The 17,607-nt window shown below is 58.7% G+C and carries 13 protein-coding genes; 8 read left to right on the top strand and 5 right to left on the bottom strand.

Annotation, left to right across the window (positions count from 1 at the left end):
- Positions 1-27 precede the first annotated feature (27 nt).
- The 3 genes from PU683_RS01645 (at position 28) to xylR (ending at position 4,009) form a co-directional block, all read left to right on the top strand.
- Positions 28-1,569, top strand: coding sequence for a xylose ABC transporter ATP-binding protein (locus PU683_RS01645; protein ID WP_277169805.1), 1,542 nt, complete (start codon positions 28-30; stop codon positions 1,567-1,569).
- Positions 1,547-2,728 (top strand): xylose ABC transporter permease XylH, encoded by a 1,182-nt coding sequence (gene xylH, locus PU683_RS01640; RefSeq protein WP_277169804.1) that lies wholly within the window; start codon positions 1,547-1,549, stop codon positions 2,726-2,728. The genes PU683_RS01645 and xylH overlap by 23 nt, the downstream gene beginning before the upstream one ends.
- A 102-nt stretch (positions 2,729-2,830) precedes the next feature.
- A complete protein-coding gene (gene xylR / locus PU683_RS01635; RefSeq protein WP_277169803.1) occupies positions 2,831-4,009 on the top strand; it encodes a D-xylose utilization transcriptional activator XylR in 1,179 nt (392 codons plus the stop codon).
- 48 nt (positions 4,010-4,057) lie between these two features.
- Here xylR and PU683_RS01630 read toward each other — a convergent pair whose 3' ends face one another.
- On the bottom strand, positions 4,058-4,885 hold the full coding sequence (locus tag PU683_RS01630; protein WP_277169802.1) for a protein bax: 828 nt from the start codon (positions 4,883-4,885) through the stop codon (positions 4,058-4,060).
- A gap of 317 nt (positions 4,886-5,202) precedes the next feature.
- Between PU683_RS01630 and PU683_RS01625 the strand changes: the two genes are divergently transcribed.
- Together PU683_RS01625 and avtA are read left to right on the top strand one after the other, a co-directional pair.
- Positions 5,203-7,242, top strand: coding sequence for an alpha-amylase (locus PU683_RS01625; protein ID WP_277169801.1), 2,040 nt, complete (start codon positions 5,203-5,205; stop codon positions 7,240-7,242).
- 136 nt (positions 7,243-7,378) lie between these two features.
- Entirely contained in the window at positions 7,379-8,635 is a 1,257-nt protein-coding gene (gene avtA, locus PU683_RS01620) for a valine--pyruvate transaminase (RefSeq protein ID WP_431190918.1), read from the top strand.
- 7 nt (positions 8,636-8,642) lie between these two features.
- On the opposite strand, the gene PU683_RS01615 is transcribed toward avtA, so the two are convergent.
- The 4 genes from PU683_RS01615 to PU683_RS01600 all read right to left on the bottom strand — a co-directional run bounded on the left by PU683_RS01615 (position 8,643) and on the right by PU683_RS01600 (position 13,142).
- Positions 8,643-9,110, bottom strand: coding sequence for a 4Fe-4S dicluster domain-containing protein (locus PU683_RS01615; RefSeq protein ID WP_277169799.1), 468 nt, complete (start codon positions 9,108-9,110; stop codon positions 8,643-8,645).
- A gap of 107 nt (positions 9,111-9,217) precedes the next feature.
- Positions 9,218-11,068 (bottom strand): selenocysteine-specific translation elongation factor, encoded by a 1,851-nt coding sequence (gene selB / locus PU683_RS01610; RefSeq protein ID WP_277169798.1) that lies wholly within the window; start codon positions 11,066-11,068, stop codon positions 9,218-9,220.
- Complete coding sequence (gene selA, locus PU683_RS01605; protein WP_277169797.1) at positions 11,065-12,441, bottom strand: L-seryl-tRNA(Sec) selenium transferase; 1,377 nt, start codon at positions 12,439-12,441, stop codon at positions 11,065-11,067. The genes selB and selA overlap by 4 nt, the downstream gene beginning before the upstream one ends.
- A gap of 92 nt (positions 12,442-12,533) precedes the next feature.
- On the bottom strand, positions 12,534-13,142 hold the full coding sequence (locus tag PU683_RS01600; protein ID WP_277169796.1) for a glutathione S-transferase: 609 nt from the start codon (positions 13,140-13,142) through the stop codon (positions 12,534-12,536).
- 668 nt (positions 13,143-13,810) lie between these two features.
- Between PU683_RS01600 and PU683_RS01595 the strand changes: the two genes are divergently transcribed.
- The 3 genes from PU683_RS01595 to mtlR all read left to right on the top strand — a co-directional run bounded on the left by PU683_RS01595 (position 13,811) and on the right by mtlR (position 17,569).
- Entirely contained in the window at positions 13,811-15,724 is a 1,914-nt protein-coding gene (locus PU683_RS01595) for a PTS mannitol transporter subunit IICBA (RefSeq protein ID WP_277169795.1), read from the top strand.
- Between the two features lie 109 nt (positions 15,725-15,833).
- Positions 15,834-16,982: a mannitol-1-phosphate 5-dehydrogenase gene (mtlD, locus tag PU683_RS01590; RefSeq protein WP_277169794.1), complete on the top strand. Its 1,149-nt coding sequence runs from the start codon at positions 15,834-15,836 to the stop codon at positions 16,980-16,982.
- Positions 16,982-17,569 carry a mannitol operon repressor MtlR gene (gene mtlR / locus PU683_RS01585; RefSeq protein WP_277170468.1) on the top strand — a complete coding sequence of 196 codons (588 nt, stop codon included), beginning with the start codon at positions 16,982-16,984 and terminating at the stop codon, positions 17,567-17,569. The genes mtlD and mtlR overlap by 1 nt, the downstream gene beginning before the upstream one ends.
- Positions 17,570-17,607: the final 38 nt, after the last annotated feature.

Genomic DNA, 17,607 nt, shown 5'->3' with positions numbered 1-17,607 from the left:
CTGATAAGCGATCGACGTGGAGTAGCCATGCCTTACTTACTCGAAATGAAGAACATCACCAAAACCTTCGGCGTCGTGAAGGCGATTGATAACGTCAGCCTGCAGCTTAACGCGGGCGAAGTGCTCTCCCTGTGCGGCGAAAACGGTTCGGGTAAATCGACCCTGATGAAAGTGCTGTGCGGCATCTACCCGGCCGGCAGCTATGAGGGCGAAATCTACTTTGCCGGTGAGATTCTGCAAGCCAGCCATATCCGCGATACCGAGCGTAAAGGCATCGCCATCATTCACCAGGAGCTGGCGCTGGTGAAACACCTCACGGTGCTGGAGAACATCTTCCTTGGCGCGGAGATCACCCGCCGCGGCGTGATGGATTATGACCAGATGACGCTGCGCTGCGAAAAGCTGCTCAGGCAGGTGAGCCTCGCCATCTCGCCGGATACCCGTGTCGGCGACTTAGGCCTGGGCCAGCAGCAGCTGGTGGAGATTGCCAAAGCGCTGAACAAGCAGGTGCGGTTGCTGATTTTAGATGAGCCGACCGCCTCGCTGACCGAGCAGGAGACGGCGGTGCTGCTCGATATCATCCGCGACCTGCGCAACCACGATATCGCCTGCGTTTACATCTCCCACAAGCTTAACGAAGTGAAAGCGATCTCCGACGTCATCTGCGTTATCCGCGACGGGAAGCACATCGGCACCCGCGATGCGGCGGGGATGAGTGAAGATGACATCATCACCATGATGGTGGGTCGCGAGCTGACGGCGCTCTACCCCAATGAGCCCCATACCCACGGCGAGGAGATCCTGCGCGTCGAGCATCTCACCGCCTGGCATCCGGTTAACCGCCATATCAAACGCGTCAATGACATCTCCTTTAGCCTCAAGCGCGGCGAAATTCTTGGCATTGCCGGGCTGGTCGGTGCCGGGCGCACCGAAGCCGTGCAGTGCCTGTTTGGCGTCTGGCCGGGTCGCTGGGAGGGAAAAATCTTTCTCAATGGCACGGAGGTTGAGATCCGCAACTGCCAGCAGGCGATTGGCCACGGCATCGCCATGGTGCCAGAGGATCGCAAGCGCGACGGCATTGTGCCGGTGATGGCGGTGGGCAAAAACATCACGCTGGCGGCACTTAACCAATTTACCGGCAGCCTGAGCAGCCTTGATGACGCCGCCGAGCAGGCGTGCATTTTGCAGTCGATTCAGCGGCTGAAGGTGAAAACCTCCTCGCCAGAGCTGGCGATTGGTCGGCTGAGCGGCGGCAACCAGCAGAAAGCGATTCTCGCCCGCTGCCTGCTGCTCAACCCACGCATTTTGATCCTTGATGAGCCGACGCGCGGCATCGATATCGGCGCGAAGTATGAAATTTACAAACTGATTAACCAACTGGTGCAGCAGGGGATCGCGGTGATTGTGATCTCCTCCGAGCTGCCCGAAGTGCTGGGCTTGAGCGACCGCGTGCTGGTGATGCACGAAGGAAAGCTGAAAGCCGATCTTATCAACCGTCATTTGACCCAGGAGCAGGTTATGGAAGCGGCGCTGAGGAGCGAACATCATGTCGAAAAGCAACCCGTCTGAAAGTCAGTTATCCACCGCATCGCCGGGCCCCTTCTCCGGGCTGAAATCGCTCAACCTGCAGGTGTTTGTGATGCTTGCGGCTATCGTGGTAATCATGCTCTTTTTTACCGGTATGACCGACGGTGCCTACCTGAGCGCGCGCAATATCTCTAACCTGCTGCGCCAGACCGCCATCACCGGCATCCTGGCGGTGGGGATGGTGTTTGTCATTATCTCGGCGGAGATTGACCTCTCGGTAGGCTCGATGATGGGTTTACTGGGCGGTGCGGCGGCCATTTTTGACGTCTGGCTCGGCTGGCCGCTGCCGCTCACCGTGGTGGTGACGCTGCTGCTCGGCCTGCTGCTCGGCGCGTGGAACGGCTGGTGGGTGGCCTATCGCAAAGTCCCGTCGTTTATCGTCACCCTCGCCGGGATGCTGGCGTTTCGCGGGGTGTTAATCGGCATTACTAACGGCACCACCGTTTCGCCCACCAGCGCGGCGATGTCGCAAATTGGTCAGAGCTATCTGCCGGACGGCGTTGGCTTCGGCGTTGGCGCGCTGGGGCTGGTGGCGTTTGTGCTCTGGCAGTGGCGCGGGCGTATGCGCCGCCAGTCGCTGGGCTTAGCCACCTCCTCCTCCAGCCACGCGGTGGGGCGCCAGGCGCTTATCGCAGTGATCGTGCTCGGTGCCATCTGGCTGCTGAATGATTACCGCGGCGTGCCGACGCCGGTGCTGCTGCTGGTCTTTCTGCTGCTGGCCGGGCTGTTTATGGCGACGCGCACCGCCTTTGGCCGCCGCATTTACGCTATCGGCGGCAACCTTGAAGCGGCGCGACTCTCCGGTATTAACGTTGAGCGCACCAAGCTGGCGGTGTTCGCAATTAATGGCCTGATGGTGGCGATTGCCGGCCTTATTCTCAGCTCCCGTCTCGGCGCGGGTTCACCGTCGGCCGGCAACATTGCCGAGCTGGATGCGATTGCCGCCTGCGTGATTGGCGGCACCAGCCTGGCAGGTGGGATCGGCAGTGTGGCGGGCGCGGTGATGGGGGCGTTTATTATGGCCTCGCTGGATAACGGTATGAGTATGATGGATGTCCCCACCTTCTGGCAGTACATCGTCAAAGGGGCCATTTTACTGCTGGCGGTATGGATGGACTCCGCCACCAAACGTCGCGCCTGAGCCGGGCGAACAGAGGCGCGATCACACTGCCGGATTATTTTTGTCCGGCCGTGTGTTGAATATGGTAATCAGAACTGATGAATAGTCAGGAAGCGAACCACTATGTTTGAAAAGCGCCATCGCATCACGCTGTTATTTAACGCCAATAAAGCCTACGACCGCCAGGTGGTCGAAGGTGTTGGGGAGTACCTTCAGGCGTCGCAATCGGAGTGGGATATCTTTATTGAGGAGGATTTCCGCGCCCGCATTGAGAACATTAAGGAGTGGCTCGGCGATGGCGTGATCGCCGACTACGATGACCGGGAGATTGAGCGGCTGCTGACGGATGTTGATGTGCCGATTGTCGGCGTCGGCGGCTCATACCATACACCGGAGCACTATCCGCCGGTGCACTATATCGCCACCGACAACCATGCGCTGGTCGAGAGCGCGTTTCTGCACCTTAAAGAGAAGGGGGTGCATCGCTTCGCCTTTTACGGCCTGCCGGCGTCGAGCGGCAAGCGCTGGGCCGCCGAGCGGGAATATGCCTTCTGCCAGCTGGTCGCGCAGGAGAAGTATCGCGGCGTAGTCTACCAGGGGCTGACCACCGCGCCGGAAAACTGGCAGCATGCGCAAAATCGCCTTGCCGACTGGCTGCAGACGCTGCCGCCGCAAACGGGGATTATTGCCGTCACTGACGCGCGGGCGCGCCACGTTTTGCAGGTCTGCGACCATCTGCATATTCCGGTTCCGGAGAAGCTGTGCGTGATCGGCATCGATAATGAAGAGCTTACCCGCTACCTCTCCCGCGTCGCGCTCTCCTCGGTGGCGCAGGGCACGCGCCAGATGGGGTACCAGGCCGCGAAACTGCTGCACCGGCTGCTGGATAACGAAGCGATGCCCTTGCAGCGCCTGCTGGTACCGCCAATGCGGGTCGTCGCCCGCCGTTCGACAGATTATCGCTCGCTCAACGATCCGGCGGTGATTCAGGCGATGCACTACATCCGCAACCACGCCTGCAAAGGCATCAAGGTCGATCAGGTACTGGATGCGGTCGGCATTTCGCGCTCCAATCTGGAGAAGCGCTTCAAAGAGGAGGTGGGCGAAACCATTCATGCAGTGATTCACGCCGAGAAGCTGGAGAAGGCGCGCAGCCTGCTGATCTCCACGTCGCTCTCTATCAATGAGATTTCGCAGATGTGCGGCTACCCGTCCTTGCAGTACTTCTACTCCGTGTTCCGCAAAGCCTACGACAGCACGCCAAAGGATTATCGCGATCGCTACAGTGAAATTCTGATTTAGGCGCAAAGAAAAACGCCTTCCGGAGGGAAGGCGTTTCAGCAAGCGGGGTTACATGTGGGCGGCAATTAACTGCTGATTGTCCTGATACATGGCAAACAGATAGTTGTTATAGCTCGCGCCGCGGGTGGAGTAGCCCTTCAGCTTGTGGATCATCGCCGTCGCCGTCACTTCCTGATCCGCTTTACGCAGCTGCGCACGGGATTTTCGGAATGAGGCATAGGCCGCGTGCGTATTCAGGTTGGTGACGTAGGCATCCACTGACTCCTGCACCGAACCAAACTGCGAGTAGCCTTTCACTCTGCCAGAGCCGCTTTTACAGGCACCTTTCGCACACTTCATGCCGAACAGGTTGTTATTGCTGCGCGCCAGCTTAGAGGTGCCCCAGCCGCTCTCTGCCGCAGCCATGGTGGCAACCATGCTGTCCGGAATAATGTCAACGCGCTCAAGCAGCGTGTTCCACGGAATACGACGCGTATTCCCGGACCAGCTCACTTTGTAGCGTCTGGCAATATCCTTCATACGTGTGCGCTCAGACGGCGACCACTGGCTGTCGTACTGTTTTCTGAGCAGCCAGTTACGCTCCGCGGTTATTGCAGCGTTTTTGCTGGTGATGTAAGGCATTACGGTCCGGAGAAACGCTCTCTTTCGTGGTGTCCCGGAAGGGTATTTTCGCAAATCAGGAAGTGAACGGCTTTTTACACTATTGCGAGAATACTCTTTCTTACTGCTTGCCTCTTTTTTTACGCTTGCCTTAGTGACGTGGGCTTTGTGACTCGCTGTTTCTGTGTGCGTTTTTGCCAGCACTCCACCTGAAAACATCAAGGTGAAAAACATGAGTATCGTCGCCCCACTTCGTCGCATGGGTATCGATATCATTAGGTCTCCTGGTCGGATATAAACATTCCAACACCTTCTTTTATGCACGATTTTGCGGGCTGAATCGCAAATCATACCAAAATTAACCTTATCGGGCACGTACAGAAATAATCCAATTCTGAAACTATGTCACCGGTAAACTGCACATAAAGCGCACAAGTTCTTAAAATTGCGGTGATTATCGCAATATTGAAAACCGCACGTTTTACGCATTTTCTCAACCCTCGCCCTCCTCCCTGGCGAACCGGTGCCGGGGAGGAGTTGCCCGCATCAACACACGGGCACACTAGGGAAAATCGCTACCTCGGGGCTCTTCGATGAAACATGCTGCCTTACTTCTGCTGTTACTGCCTGGCGTCGCCTGCGCTACCGACTGGACGGCGGCCGGTTTTCCCGCGTTGACCGACGACGGCACCGGCGTCTGGCGCAGCCAGGCAACGCTGAAAAAGGGTGAGCGGCCTGTCACCGTGCAACAAGGCGACGCGTGCTGGCAGCCTGCCGGAGCCATCAAGCTCAACCAGATGTTATCGCTTATGCCATGCAGCGCCAGCGCGCCGCAGTGGCGCATCTTCCGCGACGGTGACTATCAGCTCCAGCTTGATACCCGCTCCGGCACGCCGACGCTATTAATCAGCGTAAAAGCCCCGGCAGAGAAGCAAACGGTGGTGGCGCGCCAGTGCCCGGTGCGTAGCGATAAACCGCTGACCATTCCGGTTGGCGACACCTTCGCAGAAGGCAGCGAAGTGCGGGATTTCTATAGCCAGCAAACCGCGACGGTGCGCGACGGCAAAATCACACTGCTGCCGGCGCAAGAGAGCAACGGCCTGCTGCTGCTTGAGGCAGCGCAGACGCACGGCGCGGCACCATTTCAGTGGCATAACGCCACGGTCTATTTCGTGCTCACCGACCGCTATGTCAACGGCGATCCCTCGAATGACAACAGCTACGGGCGGCACAAAGATGGTATGCAGGAGATCGGTACTTTTCACGGTGGCGATCTGAAGGGGCTGACCAGCAAGCTCGACTATTTGCAGCAGCTCGGCGTAAACGCGCTGTGGATCAGCTCGCCGCTGGAGCAGATCCACGGCTGGGTTGGCGGCGGCACCAAAGGGGATTTCCCCCACTATGCCTACCACGGTTACTACACGCTCGACTGGACGCGCCTCGACGCCAATATGGGCGATGAAAACGATCTGCGCACGCTGGTTGATGAAGCACACCGCCGTGGCATCCGTGTGCTGTTTGATGTGGTGATGAACCACGCCGGCTACGCAACGCTTGCAGATATGCAGACTTACCAGTTCGGCGCGCTCTACCTGAAAGAGGAGGAGCGCAAAAAAATCCTCGGCGAGCACTGGACCGACTGGAAGCCCGCCGCCGGACAGACCTGGCATAGCTTCAATGATTACATCAACTTCAGCGATAAAACCGCCTGGCAAAACTGGTGGGGCAAAAAGTGGATCCGCACCGATATTGGTGATTACGACAATCCCGGTTTCGACGACCTGACGATGTCGTTGGCCTTCCTGCCGGATCTGAAAACCGAATCTAAAGAGCCCTCCGGCTTGCCGCTCTTTTATCGCCATAAACCAGATACCGCCGCACGCGAGATTGCTGGTTACACGCCGCGCGACTACCTGACCCACTGGCTCAGTCAGTGGGTGCGCGACTACGGCATTGATGGTTTCCGCGTTGATACCGCCAAGCACGTTGAACCGGAGGCCTGGCAGCAGTTAAAAACTCAGGCTACGGCGGCGCTGGCGGAGTGGAAACAGGCCAACCCGCAGAAGAAGATCGACGATGCGCCCTTCTGGATGACCGGCGAATCCTGGGGACACGGCGTGATGCAGAGTGCTTACTACCAGCACGGCTTCGACGCGATGATTAACTTTGATTATCAGCAGCAGGCGGCAGATGCCGCCAGTTGCCTGGCGAATATGGAGAGCGTCTGGCAAGAGATGGCGGAGAAGCTGCAAAGCTTTAATGTGCTGAGCTACCTCTCCTCCCACGATACCCGCCTGTTCCGCGAAGGCGGTACGCAGTCGGCAGAGTTGCTGCTACTCGCCCCCGGCGCGGTGCAGATCTTCTACGGCGACGAATCCGATCGTCCCTTCGGGCCGACGGGTTCTGATCCGTTGCAGGGGACGCGATCGCAGATGAACTGGCAGGATCTTGATGGTAAAGCCGCCGCCAGCCTGCGTCACTGGCAGACGCTCGGGCAGTTCCGCGCGCGCCACCCGGCGCTGGGCAGCGGCAAGCAAACCCCGCTCACCCTACCGCAGGGTTATGGCTTTGTACGCACGCAGGGCGAGGATAAAGTGATGGTCGTCTGGGCCGGACGTGCGCAACAGAACTAATGCCAGAATATTGTGCTAATAAAGCACGCACGGTAAGAGTAAACGTCGATAAACTGCAGCGAAGGGAGATTTGCACCACGCGGGTGAGAGCGTTATGGTTAGCCACTTTCACCCGCAGCCCGACAGAGCAGTAGCGATGACATTTTCACTTTTCGGCGACAAATTTACCCGACATTCAGGCATTACGCGTCTGATGGAGGATCTTAACGACGGTTTACGCACCCCTGGCGCTATCATGCTCGGCGGCGGCAACCCGGCAAAAATCCCGGCGATGACCGACTACTTCCAGCAGCTGCTTTCTGAGATGCTGGAGAGCGGCAGCGCCACGGATGCCCTGTGTAATTACGATGGTCCGCAGGGCAAAACCGAGCTTCTGACGGCGCTGGCCGCGATGCTGCGTGAAGAGTTAGGTTGGGACATTGAACCGCAGAACATTGCACTGACAAACGGCAGCCAGAGCGCGTTTTTCTACTTGTTTAACCTCTTTGCCGGCCGCCGCGCCGACGGCAGCACGCGCAAAGTGCTCTTCCCGCTGGCGCCTGAGTATATTGGCTACGCCGATGCCGGGCTGGAGGAGGATCTCTTCGTCTCCACGCGGCCCAATATCGAGTTACTGCCGGAGGGGCAGTTTAAGTACCACGTCGATTTCGAACACCTGCATATTGGTGAAGAGACGGGGATGATCTGCGTCTCGCGCCCGACCAACCCGACCGGCAACGTCATCACCGATGAGGAGTTGATGAAGCTGGATGTGCTGGCCAATCAGCACAATATCCCGCTGGTGATCGATAATGCGTACGGCGTTCCTTTCCCCGGCATTATCTTCAGCGAAGCGCGCCCGCTCTGGAACCCGAATATCATTCTCTGCATGAGCCTGTCGAAGCTGGGCCTGCCGGGCAGCCGCTGCGGCATCATTATCGCCAATGACAAAGTGATCTCTGCCATCCGCAATATGAACGGCATCATCAGCCTCTCACCGGGGGGCATTGGTCCGGCGATGATGTGCGAAATGATTAAGCGCAAAGACCTGCTGCGCCTCTCTGACGAGGTGATTAAGCCGTTCTACTACCAGCGCGTGCAGGAGACCATCGCTACGCTGCGTCGCTATCTGCCGCCGGAGCGCTGCCTGATCCACAAACCGGAAGGGGCAATTTTCCTCTGGCTGTGGTTTAAAGATCTGCCGATCAGCACCGAACTGCTCTACCAGCGTCTGAAAAAACGCGGCGTGTTGATGGTACCGGGAGACTACTTCTTCCCCGGCCTCGATAAACCCTGGCCCCATACCCATCAATGCATGCGCATGAACTATGTGCCGGAACCTGCGCTTATCGAAGCGGGCGTTAAAATCCTCGCCGAAGAGGTGGAGCGCGCCTGGCAGGAGCACAGCGCCTGACAAGGGTTTACGCGGGCAGGCTCCTGAGCCGCACTTCGCGTAAAAGCACCGGATCGACACAGCTCAGCGCGCGCGTCGGGCAGGCCTCAACGCAGGCTGGCCCGCCGTCGCGGTGCTGACAGAGATCGCACTTCAGCGCCTGTCGCGGCGCTGCTGTCACCTCCATCGCGCCAAACGGGCAGGCGATCATGCAGCTTTTGCAGCCAATGCAGCGCGACTGTTCGACCTGCACCGCGCCCTGCGTGCGGTAAATGGCACCGACCGGGCAGGCTCCGGCGCAGGGAGCCTCTTCACAGTGATGACAAGTGACGGCCGTGGAAAAGTCGCCGGTTTTGACCACGCGAATGCGTGAAGAGAAACGGGCAGGGTTAATGCCCGAACAATCCTGATTCTGCTGGTGCGACACCACGCAGGCCACTTCGCAGGTGCGGCAGCCGATGCATTTTGCCGCATCGGCGATGATAAATCGGTTCACGCGTCCTCCCGCCTGAGGCTGAAAAGAGCGAGAGTGCCAGAAGAGACCGCCTGCGCGCTTTGATCACACCCCGGGAGATCGGCAGATTTCTCCCCAGGCGAGGTGCCCTAACCCTTCTCGTTAATAAAGAGCGCCTTGTCGCGCAGAATATGGTCATTGCCCCGGCGGCGGGTAAAACCAATGCGATCGAAGTATTCAAGGATCTGAATCGCCAGCTTGCGCCCGACATTGAGCTGGTCGCGAAAATCCGCCGCGCTGGTGGAGCCGCGCCCCTGATCGAGATCGCGGATCATGCTGGCGAAGGTGACAATGCGATCGTTGCGGTAGTAGCGGTCTTTGACGATGGCGGTGATCAGCCCCTGCTGCGCCGCCTGGCGCAATACGCCGCGCATCACCTGCTCATCAACCCCCGTTTCGCGTGCCAAATCACGCACCCACCAGGGCTCATCGCCGAAGAGCGGCGCGGCTTTCTGCCACAGCTGCGACTGCTCATCGTTAAAACCGGCTTTATGCTCCGGCAGATGCAGCCAGCCGTGATGGCTCTGGATATCACCACTCTCGCGCATACGCTCAATCAGCGTTAAGACCAGCGCTTCATCCTCCATCGGCAGCGCCATGCGGCGCAAACGCTCGCGGCCAGGGCCGGGTTCGTCATGGTGCTGTTGATGATAGGTCGCCAGCGTCTCCCGCAGCTTGCGCTGCCAGCGGGCGGCTATCGGCGCATCGAGCAGGTTATTACCGGCACGGATAAAACAGGGGTTCGCCAGCAGCGCATTCAGCCCGCTGGCGCTAAGCTGGCGTGACCAGCCAAAAGCCGTGAGATCAACCGCACCGCGCGACAGGTGCGCGCTGAGCGCCTGAGTATCATCCTCTGCATGGGCAAGGGCGGCGATCCACGCTAAGTACTCCGCTTTGCGCTTGCCGCGCCGCGGCGAGTTCAGTGTCACCACGCGAGCACCCGCCAGCGTAGTGCGCGCGGAGATGTCGCGCAGCACCAGCCGGTCGTTATCCGCCAGCCACAGCGGCGTATCCAGCACCAGCTCGGCTAAGCCATCTTCCAGCAGCGATACGCGCCCGGTAACATGGCTGGCGGCGTGATGGATATGCAGCGGCTGCCACTGGGTGAGTGGGGTATGGCTATAAAGTGCGACGATCACCCGCTCCGTTGGCTCAGGCGGCTGTTGCGACAGCAGCCAGTCGCCGCGGCTGAGCGCCTCTTTCTCCGCATCACCGGCGATATTCAGCGCAATGCGCTGCCCGGCGTGGGCATGCTCAACGGGTTGATTCTGCGCATGCAGACCGCGCACGCGCATGGGCTTATTCACTCCGGTAAGCCAGAGCGTATCGCCGATGCGAACATCGCCGGAGAGCGCCGTGCCGGTGACCACCAGCCCTGCCCCTTTCACCGTGAAGGCGCGATCCAGCGCCAGCCGGAAGCGCTGATGCTCCGGGTGCGCCCGCTCCGGCAGCTGCAACAGGTGCGCGCGCAGCGCATCAATGCCGCGCATCCCGACGGCGGCGGTGACAAACAGCGTCGCCTGCGGGTAGCCAAACTCACGTAAAGTGTTCTCCACCTCTTCGCGCACCTCGGCAATGCGCGCCTCGTCAACGCGATCGGCTTTGGTGAGCGCGACGGTCAGCGCCGGGTTGCCGGTCAGTTGCAAAATTGCCAGGTGTTCACGGGTCTGCGCCATCACGCCATCGTCGCAGGCCACGACCAGCAGCGCATGATCGATACCGCCGACACCCGCCAGCATATTACTGAGGAATTTTTCATGCCCCGGCACATCAATAAAGCCCGGCACGCGGCCATCCGGCTGCGGCCAGTAGGCGTAGCCCAGATCGATGGTCATGCCGCGCCGCTTCTCTTCCGGCAAACGGTCGGCGTTGACGCCAGTAATGGCTTCGATCAGGGTGGTTTTGCCGTGGTCCACATGCCCGGCAGTGGCAATAATCATTTCAGCAACATCTCCAGCAAGCGGGATTCATCATCAAGACAGCGGCAATCGAGCCACAGACGGCCCTCATAGATACGGCCGATCACCGGCTGCGGCAGCGCGCGCCACTGCGTTGCCAGCGCTTCCAGCCGACGGCCGCTGCCGTCATGGGGCGTAAGCGTTAGCGCCGCGCCCGGCAACCGCTCGACGGGCAGCGAACCGCTGCCGATTTGCGACAGACAGGGCTCGACGCGCAGCGCAAATTCGCTGTAACGAGCGGCAAGCGCGTCGCATAAGCGTTGCGCCTGGTCACGGATCTCCGCCTGCGGGCGGGTGAGATAGCGTAGCGTCGGCAGGTTTTGCGTTAATTTTTCCGGGTGCAGATAGAGGCGCAACGTCGCTTCCAGCGCCGCGAGAGTCATTTTATCCGCCCGCAGCGCGCGTTTCAGCGGGTGGTGCTGAAGCTGCTCGATCAACGCTTTTTTACCGACAATAATCCCCGCCTGCGGCCCGCCGAGCAGCTTATCGCCCGAGAAGCTCACCAGGCTGACGCCTGCGGCAATCAGCGCCTGCGGCATCGGCTCTTTTGGCAAACCGTGGAGGCTCAAATCGACCAGCGAGCCGCTGCCGAGATCGACAATCACCGGCAGGTCGGCTTCCTGCGCCAGCTCCACCAGCTCGGCTTCGTCCACCGCTTTGGTAAAGCCTTCAATATGGTAGTTACTGGTATGGACTTTCATCAGCGACGCGGTATTCGCGCCGATCGCCTGGCGGTAATCCCTGGCGTGGGTGCGGTTGGTTGTGCCCACTTCATGCAGGATGCAGCCCGCCTGGCGCATCACATCGGGAATACGAAACGCGCCGCCAATCTCCACCAGCTCACCGCGCGATACCACCACTTCACCGCCGGCCGACGTCGCCGCCAGCATCAGCAGCACTGCGGCAGCATTGTTGTTGACAATACAGGCATCTTCCGCGCCGGTTAACTGGCAGAGCAGCGCCGCGATGGCGCGATCGCGATGACCGCGCCCGGCACCGTCGAGATCGTACTCCAGCGTTACTGCCGAGCCCATCGCCGTCGTGACCGCATCTATCGCCGCCTGCGACTGCACCGCGCGCCCGAGGTTGGTGTGCAGCACCGTGCCGCTGAGGTTAAACACCGGGCGCAGCGCGTGGCTGTTCTCCTGCTCCAGGCGCTGCAGCACAGCCTGCGCCCAGTTTTCACACCATGCAGGCAAGCGCTGCGCGTCGCGGATCTCCGCGCGCGCTTCGTCCTGAAGCTGACGCAGGGTTTGCGTGATGCGGCGGTGGCCATAGGTGGTTAACAGCGACGCGAACGCCTCGTCACGTAACAGGCGATCGGTCGAAGGAATCTGGCTGTAAAGAGTTGTCATGAAAAGGCCCGGCTGTGGAGTTACCCCTCCCGTCAGGGGTGTTGACGTGAGGGGGATTGTACAGCGATTTTCTCAGGCGGGCATAACACGGATCACGCCTTGGGCGGTTCCGTGCGGGCAAAGCTTTCACGCTGGAAGAGATTTTCCACCAGCTTCACCAGCAGCGGGCGATTGACATTCCAGCCCGGCGAGACGCGGCGGAAGTTGAGGTAGCTAATGGCGCAGGCGATCGCGATGGTGGCCAGGTTGAGCGTATCGACAGCGAGTTCACCCTCTTGCAGGCACTTTTCCAGCGCATCCAGCCCGCGAGAGACTTTTTCCCGCTGGCGCAGCAGCTCCGCTTGCGACTGCTGCTCTACCGGGCGCGCTAATTCACGAACCGAGACCAACGCGGCGTCCATAATGCCATCGGCCAGCGCTTCCAGCTGGCGGATTTTCAGCGCCGCTTTAGCATCATCCGGCAACATCGGCGGCTCAGCGCCCAGCAGGTCAATGTATTGTGCAATGATCGGCGAGTCGTACCATACCTCCCCCTCATCGGTGACCAGCGCCGGCACTTTGCCGAGCGGATTATAGTGACCGACGCCGCTCCCGGCGCTGTAGGGTTGCTCATTGATAAATTCGAAGGTGATACCTTTTTCCAGCAGAATGACAGAGATTTTGCGTACAAACGGGCTGGTGTAGCTGCCGATCAGTTTCATTGCCGTGTCCTTTTTAAATTTGCCGCAGGGATAAAAAAGAGTGTACGTCACGTACGGGGGTTGTACAGGCGCTGGCCCCGCGCCTCTTAACATTGTCTCAGGATAATAAAATAGTCCTTTTAATCCGTGCGGGAATATCAGATCGCAAAACCAGGAGTCTTATCCTGGATAACAGAGCCGCTCTTAACGCGTGAGGAAAGCGCAGGCGCGCGTCGCCTTCATCAGGGTGACAACTTTACCCCTCATGATGAGCGGTTGAAGGGTGAAAGGAAGTTACATCTTTGGGCTTGTGAAAAAGCGCACTTTGCGGTCGATCACGTTCGGAATTTTCCGAGAAAAATATCTTGTGACTCACATCACAAATAACTCACAAACCCCCAGCAGTTAAACGTGATATCCGTCACATTTATTCCCCGACATCGTATAAATTCTGCGCGCCGTTCTTTTTTTACACTCATTTTTTGTGACGAAAATCACTATGAATGAGGGATAACCCCCGCCCTTAACGTGATCAGAATCACATTAAAGTGTGTCATCTGGACAGGTGCGCGATTCGGTGCCAGATTCCGCATCACAGACAATTCAGGTCCGGCTACCTCTGCCGCCACATTAACAATAAACCTCGGGCTTCCGGCCTGTGCGCTAGCAAACATAAGAAGGGGTGTTTTATGTCATCCGATATCAAGATCAAGGTGCAAAGCTTTGGTCGTTTCCTGAGCAATATGGTGATGCCGAATATCGGCGCCTTTATCGCGTGGGGGATTATCACCGCGCTGTTTATCCCTACGGGATGGTTACCTAACGAGACGCTGGCGAAACTCGTCGGCCCGATGATCACCTACCTGTTGCCACTGCTGATCGGTTTTACCGGCGGTCGTCTGGTGGGTGGCGATCGCGGCGGTGTGGTTGGTGCTATCACCACCATGGGCGTGATCGTGGGCGCGGATATGCCGATGTTCCTCGGCGCGATGATTGCAGGCCCGCTGGGCGGCTACTGCATCAAGAAATTTGACGCGGCCGTCGACGGCAAGATCAAGTCCGGTTTCGAAATGCTGGTGAACAACTTCTCCGCTGGCATCATCGGGATGATCCTCGCCATTCTGGCGTTCCTGGCGATTGGCCCGGCGGTGGAAGTGCTCTCTAAAGCGCTCGCCGCAGGCGTGAACTTTATGGTTGTTCACGACATGCTGCCGCTGGCCTCTATCTTCGTTGAGCCGGCGAAAATCCTCTTCCTCAACAACGCCATCAACCACGGCATCTTCTCGCCGCTGGGTATTCAGCAGTCCCATGAGATCGGCAAGTCCATCTTCTTCCTGATTGAAGCGAACCCGGGTCCGGGTATGGGCATCCTGCTGGCCTACATGTTCTTTGGTCGCGGCAGCGCGAAGCAGTCTGCGGGTGGCGCGGCGATTATCCACTTCCTCGGCGGGATCCATGAGATTTACTTCCCGTACGTGCTGATGAACCCGCGTCTGCTGATTGCCGTGATCCTCGGCGGTATGACCGGCGTCTTTACCCTCAGCATGCTGAACGGCGGCCTGGTCTCTCCGGCCTCTCCTGGCTCTATCCTGGCGGTGCTGGCCATGACGCCAAAAGGCGCCTACTTCGCTAACCTCGCGGCGATCTTCGCAGCCATGATTGTCTCCTTCGTTGTCGCGGCCATCCTGCTGAAGACCAGCAAAGTGAAAGAGGAAGAGGATGATATCGAAGCGGCAACCCGCCGTATGCACGATATGAAAGCCGAATCCAAAGGTGTTGCTGCTGCGCACGGGACAAAAGATGTCACTAACGATCTGAGCCACGTGCGCAAAATCATCGTCGCATGTGATGCCGGGATGGGCTCCAGCGCCATGGGCGCAGGCGTACTGCGTAAGAAAGTGCAGGATGCGGGTCTGACCAACATCTCTGTCACCAACAGCGCGATTAACAGCCTGCCCTCCGATGTCGATCTGGTGATTACGCACCGCGACCTGACCGAGCGCGCCATGCGCCAGGCACCGCAAGCGCAGCATATTTCGCTGACCAACTTCCTCGACAGCGGCCTCTACACCGGCCTGACGGAGCGTCTGGCGGCTGCCCAGCGCCACACGACTAACGAAGCGAAGGTCAACAGCAGCCTGCAGGATAGCTTTGATACCTCCAATACAAATCTCTTTAAGCTGGGCGCGGAGAATATCTTCCTCGGTTGTAGCGCAACGCATAAAGAGGAGGCGATCCGCTTTGCCGGTGAGCAACTGGTCAAAGGCGGTTATGTGCAGCCAGAATATATTGACGCAATGCTGGACCGTGAAAAAATGACCCCGACCTATCTTGGTCAGTCTATCGCGGTTCCGCACGGCACGGTGGAAGCGAAAGATCGCGTCCTGAAAACCGGTGTGGTCTTCTGCCAGTATCCGCAGGGCGTGCGCTTCGGCGAAGAGGAGGATGAGATTGCTCATCTGGTGATCGGCATTGCCGCACGCAATAACGAGCACATTCAGGTCATTACCAGCCTGACCACCGCGCTGGATGATGAGACAATTGTCGAACGTCTCACGCACACCACAAGCGTTGAGGAAGTGCTGGCGTTGCTGAACCCGTAATCAGCTCCACGTTCTCTCCTCTTCGGAGGAGAGGGCTTGGGTGAGAAGAACCCGCTGACGCTTCTCACCCCAGCCCTCTCGGGTAAAAACATTGATAAAGGGTCATTCTATGAAAGCATTACATTTTGGCGCAGGTAATATCGGACGTGGCTTTATCGGCAAGCTGTTGGCCGACGCGGGGATTGAACTGACGTTCGCCGATGTTAATCAGGTGGTTCTGGACGCCCTCAACGCCCGTCACAGCTATCAGGTTCACGTCGTTGGTGAAAAAGAGCAGGTCGATATCGTCTCGGGCGTCAATGCGGTGAGCAGCATCGGCGAAGAGGTTGTCGACCTGATTGCGCAGGTGGATTTAGTCACTACCGCCGTTGGCCCGGTAGTGCTGGAGCGCATCGCCCCGGCGGTCGCCAAAGGGCTGGTAAAACGTAAGGCGCAGGGCGTCGATACGCCGCTGAACATTATCGCCTGTGAAAATATGGTGCGCGGCACCAGCCAGCTGAAAGGGCATGTTTTCGCCCAGCTGGCGGAGCAGGATAAAGCCTGGGTTGAGGCGCATGTCGGCTTCGTCGACTCCGCCGTTGACCGTATTGTTCCCCCCTCCGCTTCCGCCAACAACGATCCGCTGGAAGTGACCGTGGAGACCTTCAGCGAGTGGATTGTCGACCAAACCCAGTTTAAAGGCGCGCTGCCGACCATCCCGGGAATGGAGCTGACCGATAATTTGATGGCCTTTGTTGAGCGTAAGCTCTTCACGCTGAATACCGGGCATGCTATAACCGCCTACCTTGGAAAACAGACCGGCCATCAGACCATTCGCGACGCGATCCTTGATGAGACAATTCGTGCCGTGGTGAAAGGCGCGATGGAAGAGAGCGGCGCGGTGCTGATCAAGCGTTATGGTTTCGATGCTGACAAGCACGCGGCCTATATTCAGAAAATCCTGGGCCGTTTTGAGAACCCCTATCTGAAAGACGATGTAGAGCGCGTAGGGCGTCAACCGCTGCGTAAACTGAGCGCGGGCGACCGTCTGATTAAACCGCTGCTCGGCACGCTGGAGTACAACCTGCCGCACGCCAACCTGGTGAAAGGTATCGCCGCCGCGATGCACTATCGCAGCGAAGAGGATCCGCAGGCGCAGGAGCTGGCTCAGCTTATTGCTGAGAAAGGCCCGCAGGCGGCGCTGGCACAGGTTTCCGGCCTCGACGCCGACAGCCCGGTAGTCCAGGAAGCCGTCAACGCTTATCAAACCCAGGCATGATGCCGATATTGGCGCGGGATGCCCCGCGCCAGCTAACGAAGTTGTCAGATATGCAGGCAATAATGGAACACACCCAGGCTTTCGAAAACCGTGTACTCGAGCGTCTGAATGCGGGAAAAACCGTGCGCAGTTTTTTGATTGCCGCCGTTGAGTTGCTCAACGAAGCGATCAATATCCTCGTGCTCCAGGTGTTTCGCAAAGATGACTACGCGGTGAAATATGCCGTCGAGCCGCTGCTGGACGGCGACGGTCCGCTGGGCAATTTGTCTGTGCGTTTGAAGCTGATTTACGGCCTCGGGGTTATCTCGCGGGCCGAGTATGAAGATGCCGAGCTGCTGATGGCGCTGCGCGAAGAGCTGAACCACGATGGCACGGAGTACGCCTTCACCGATGATGAGATCCTCGGGCCGTTTGGCGAGTTGCACTGCGTCGCCGCCCTGCCGCCGCAGCCCATATTCGATACCAGCGATGCAGATTTTTTCGCCATGCAAAAACAGCGTTATCAGCAGGTGGTGCGCTCCACCATGGTGCTTTCGCTGACCGAGCTGATCTCACGGATCAGCTTAAAAAAAGCATTCCAGAAGTAATCCCTTCCTGAAGTGTTGTATCCTTGCACTTTGTTCCT

It is taken from the genome of Candidatus Kosakonia sp. 282A-S69, assembly GCF_029433855.1.
Taxonomy (GTDB): domain Bacteria; phylum Pseudomonadota; class Gammaproteobacteria; order Enterobacterales; family Enterobacteriaceae; genus Kosakonia; species Kosakonia cowanii_A.
Note: the sequence above shows the minus strand (reverse complement) of the source record. Positions and strands in the feature narration are given on the sequence as shown.

What these genes read in the sequence shown, in the direction of transcription:
- PU683_RS01645 (WP_277169805.1), top strand. Translation starts at nt 28, where the DNA reads ATGCCTTACTTACTCGAAATGAAGAACATCACCAAAACCTTCGGCGTC.
- xylH (WP_277169804.1), top strand. Translation starts at nt 1,547, where the DNA reads ATGTCGAAAAGCAACCCGTCTGAAAGTCAGTTATCCACCGCATCGCCG.
- xylR (WP_277169803.1), top strand. Translation starts at nt 2,831, where the DNA reads ATGTTTGAAAAGCGCCATCGCATCACGCTGTTATTTAACGCCAATAAA.
- PU683_RS01630 (WP_277169802.1), bottom strand. Translation starts at nt 4,885, where the DNA reads ATGATATCGATACCCATGCGACGAAGTGGGGCGACGATACTCATGTTT.
- PU683_RS01625 (WP_277169801.1), top strand. Translation starts at nt 5,203, where the DNA reads ATGAAACATGCTGCCTTACTTCTGCTGTTACTGCCTGGCGTCGCCTGC.
- avtA (WP_431190918.1), top strand. Translation starts at nt 7,379, where the DNA reads ATGACATTTTCACTTTTCGGCGACAAATTTACCCGACATTCAGGCATT.
- selB (WP_277169798.1), bottom strand. Translation starts at nt 11,068, where the DNA reads ATGATTATTGCCACTGCCGGGCATGTGGACCACGGCAAAACCACCCTG.
- selA (WP_277169797.1), bottom strand. Translation starts at nt 12,441, where the DNA reads ATGACAACTCTTTACAGCCAGATTCCTTCGACCGATCGCCTGTTACGT.
- PU683_RS01600 (WP_277169796.1), bottom strand. Translation starts at nt 13,142, where the DNA reads ATGAAACTGATCGGCAGCTACACCAGCCCGTTTGTACGCAAAATCTCT.
- PU683_RS01595 (WP_277169795.1), top strand. Translation starts at nt 13,811, where the DNA reads ATGTCATCCGATATCAAGATCAAGGTGCAAAGCTTTGGTCGTTTCCTG.
- mtlD (WP_277169794.1), top strand. Translation starts at nt 15,834, where the DNA reads ATGAAAGCATTACATTTTGGCGCAGGTAATATCGGACGTGGCTTTATC.
- mtlR (WP_277170468.1), top strand. Translation starts at nt 16,982, where the DNA reads ATGCCGATATTGGCGCGGGATGCCCCGCGCCAGCTAACGAAGTTGTCA.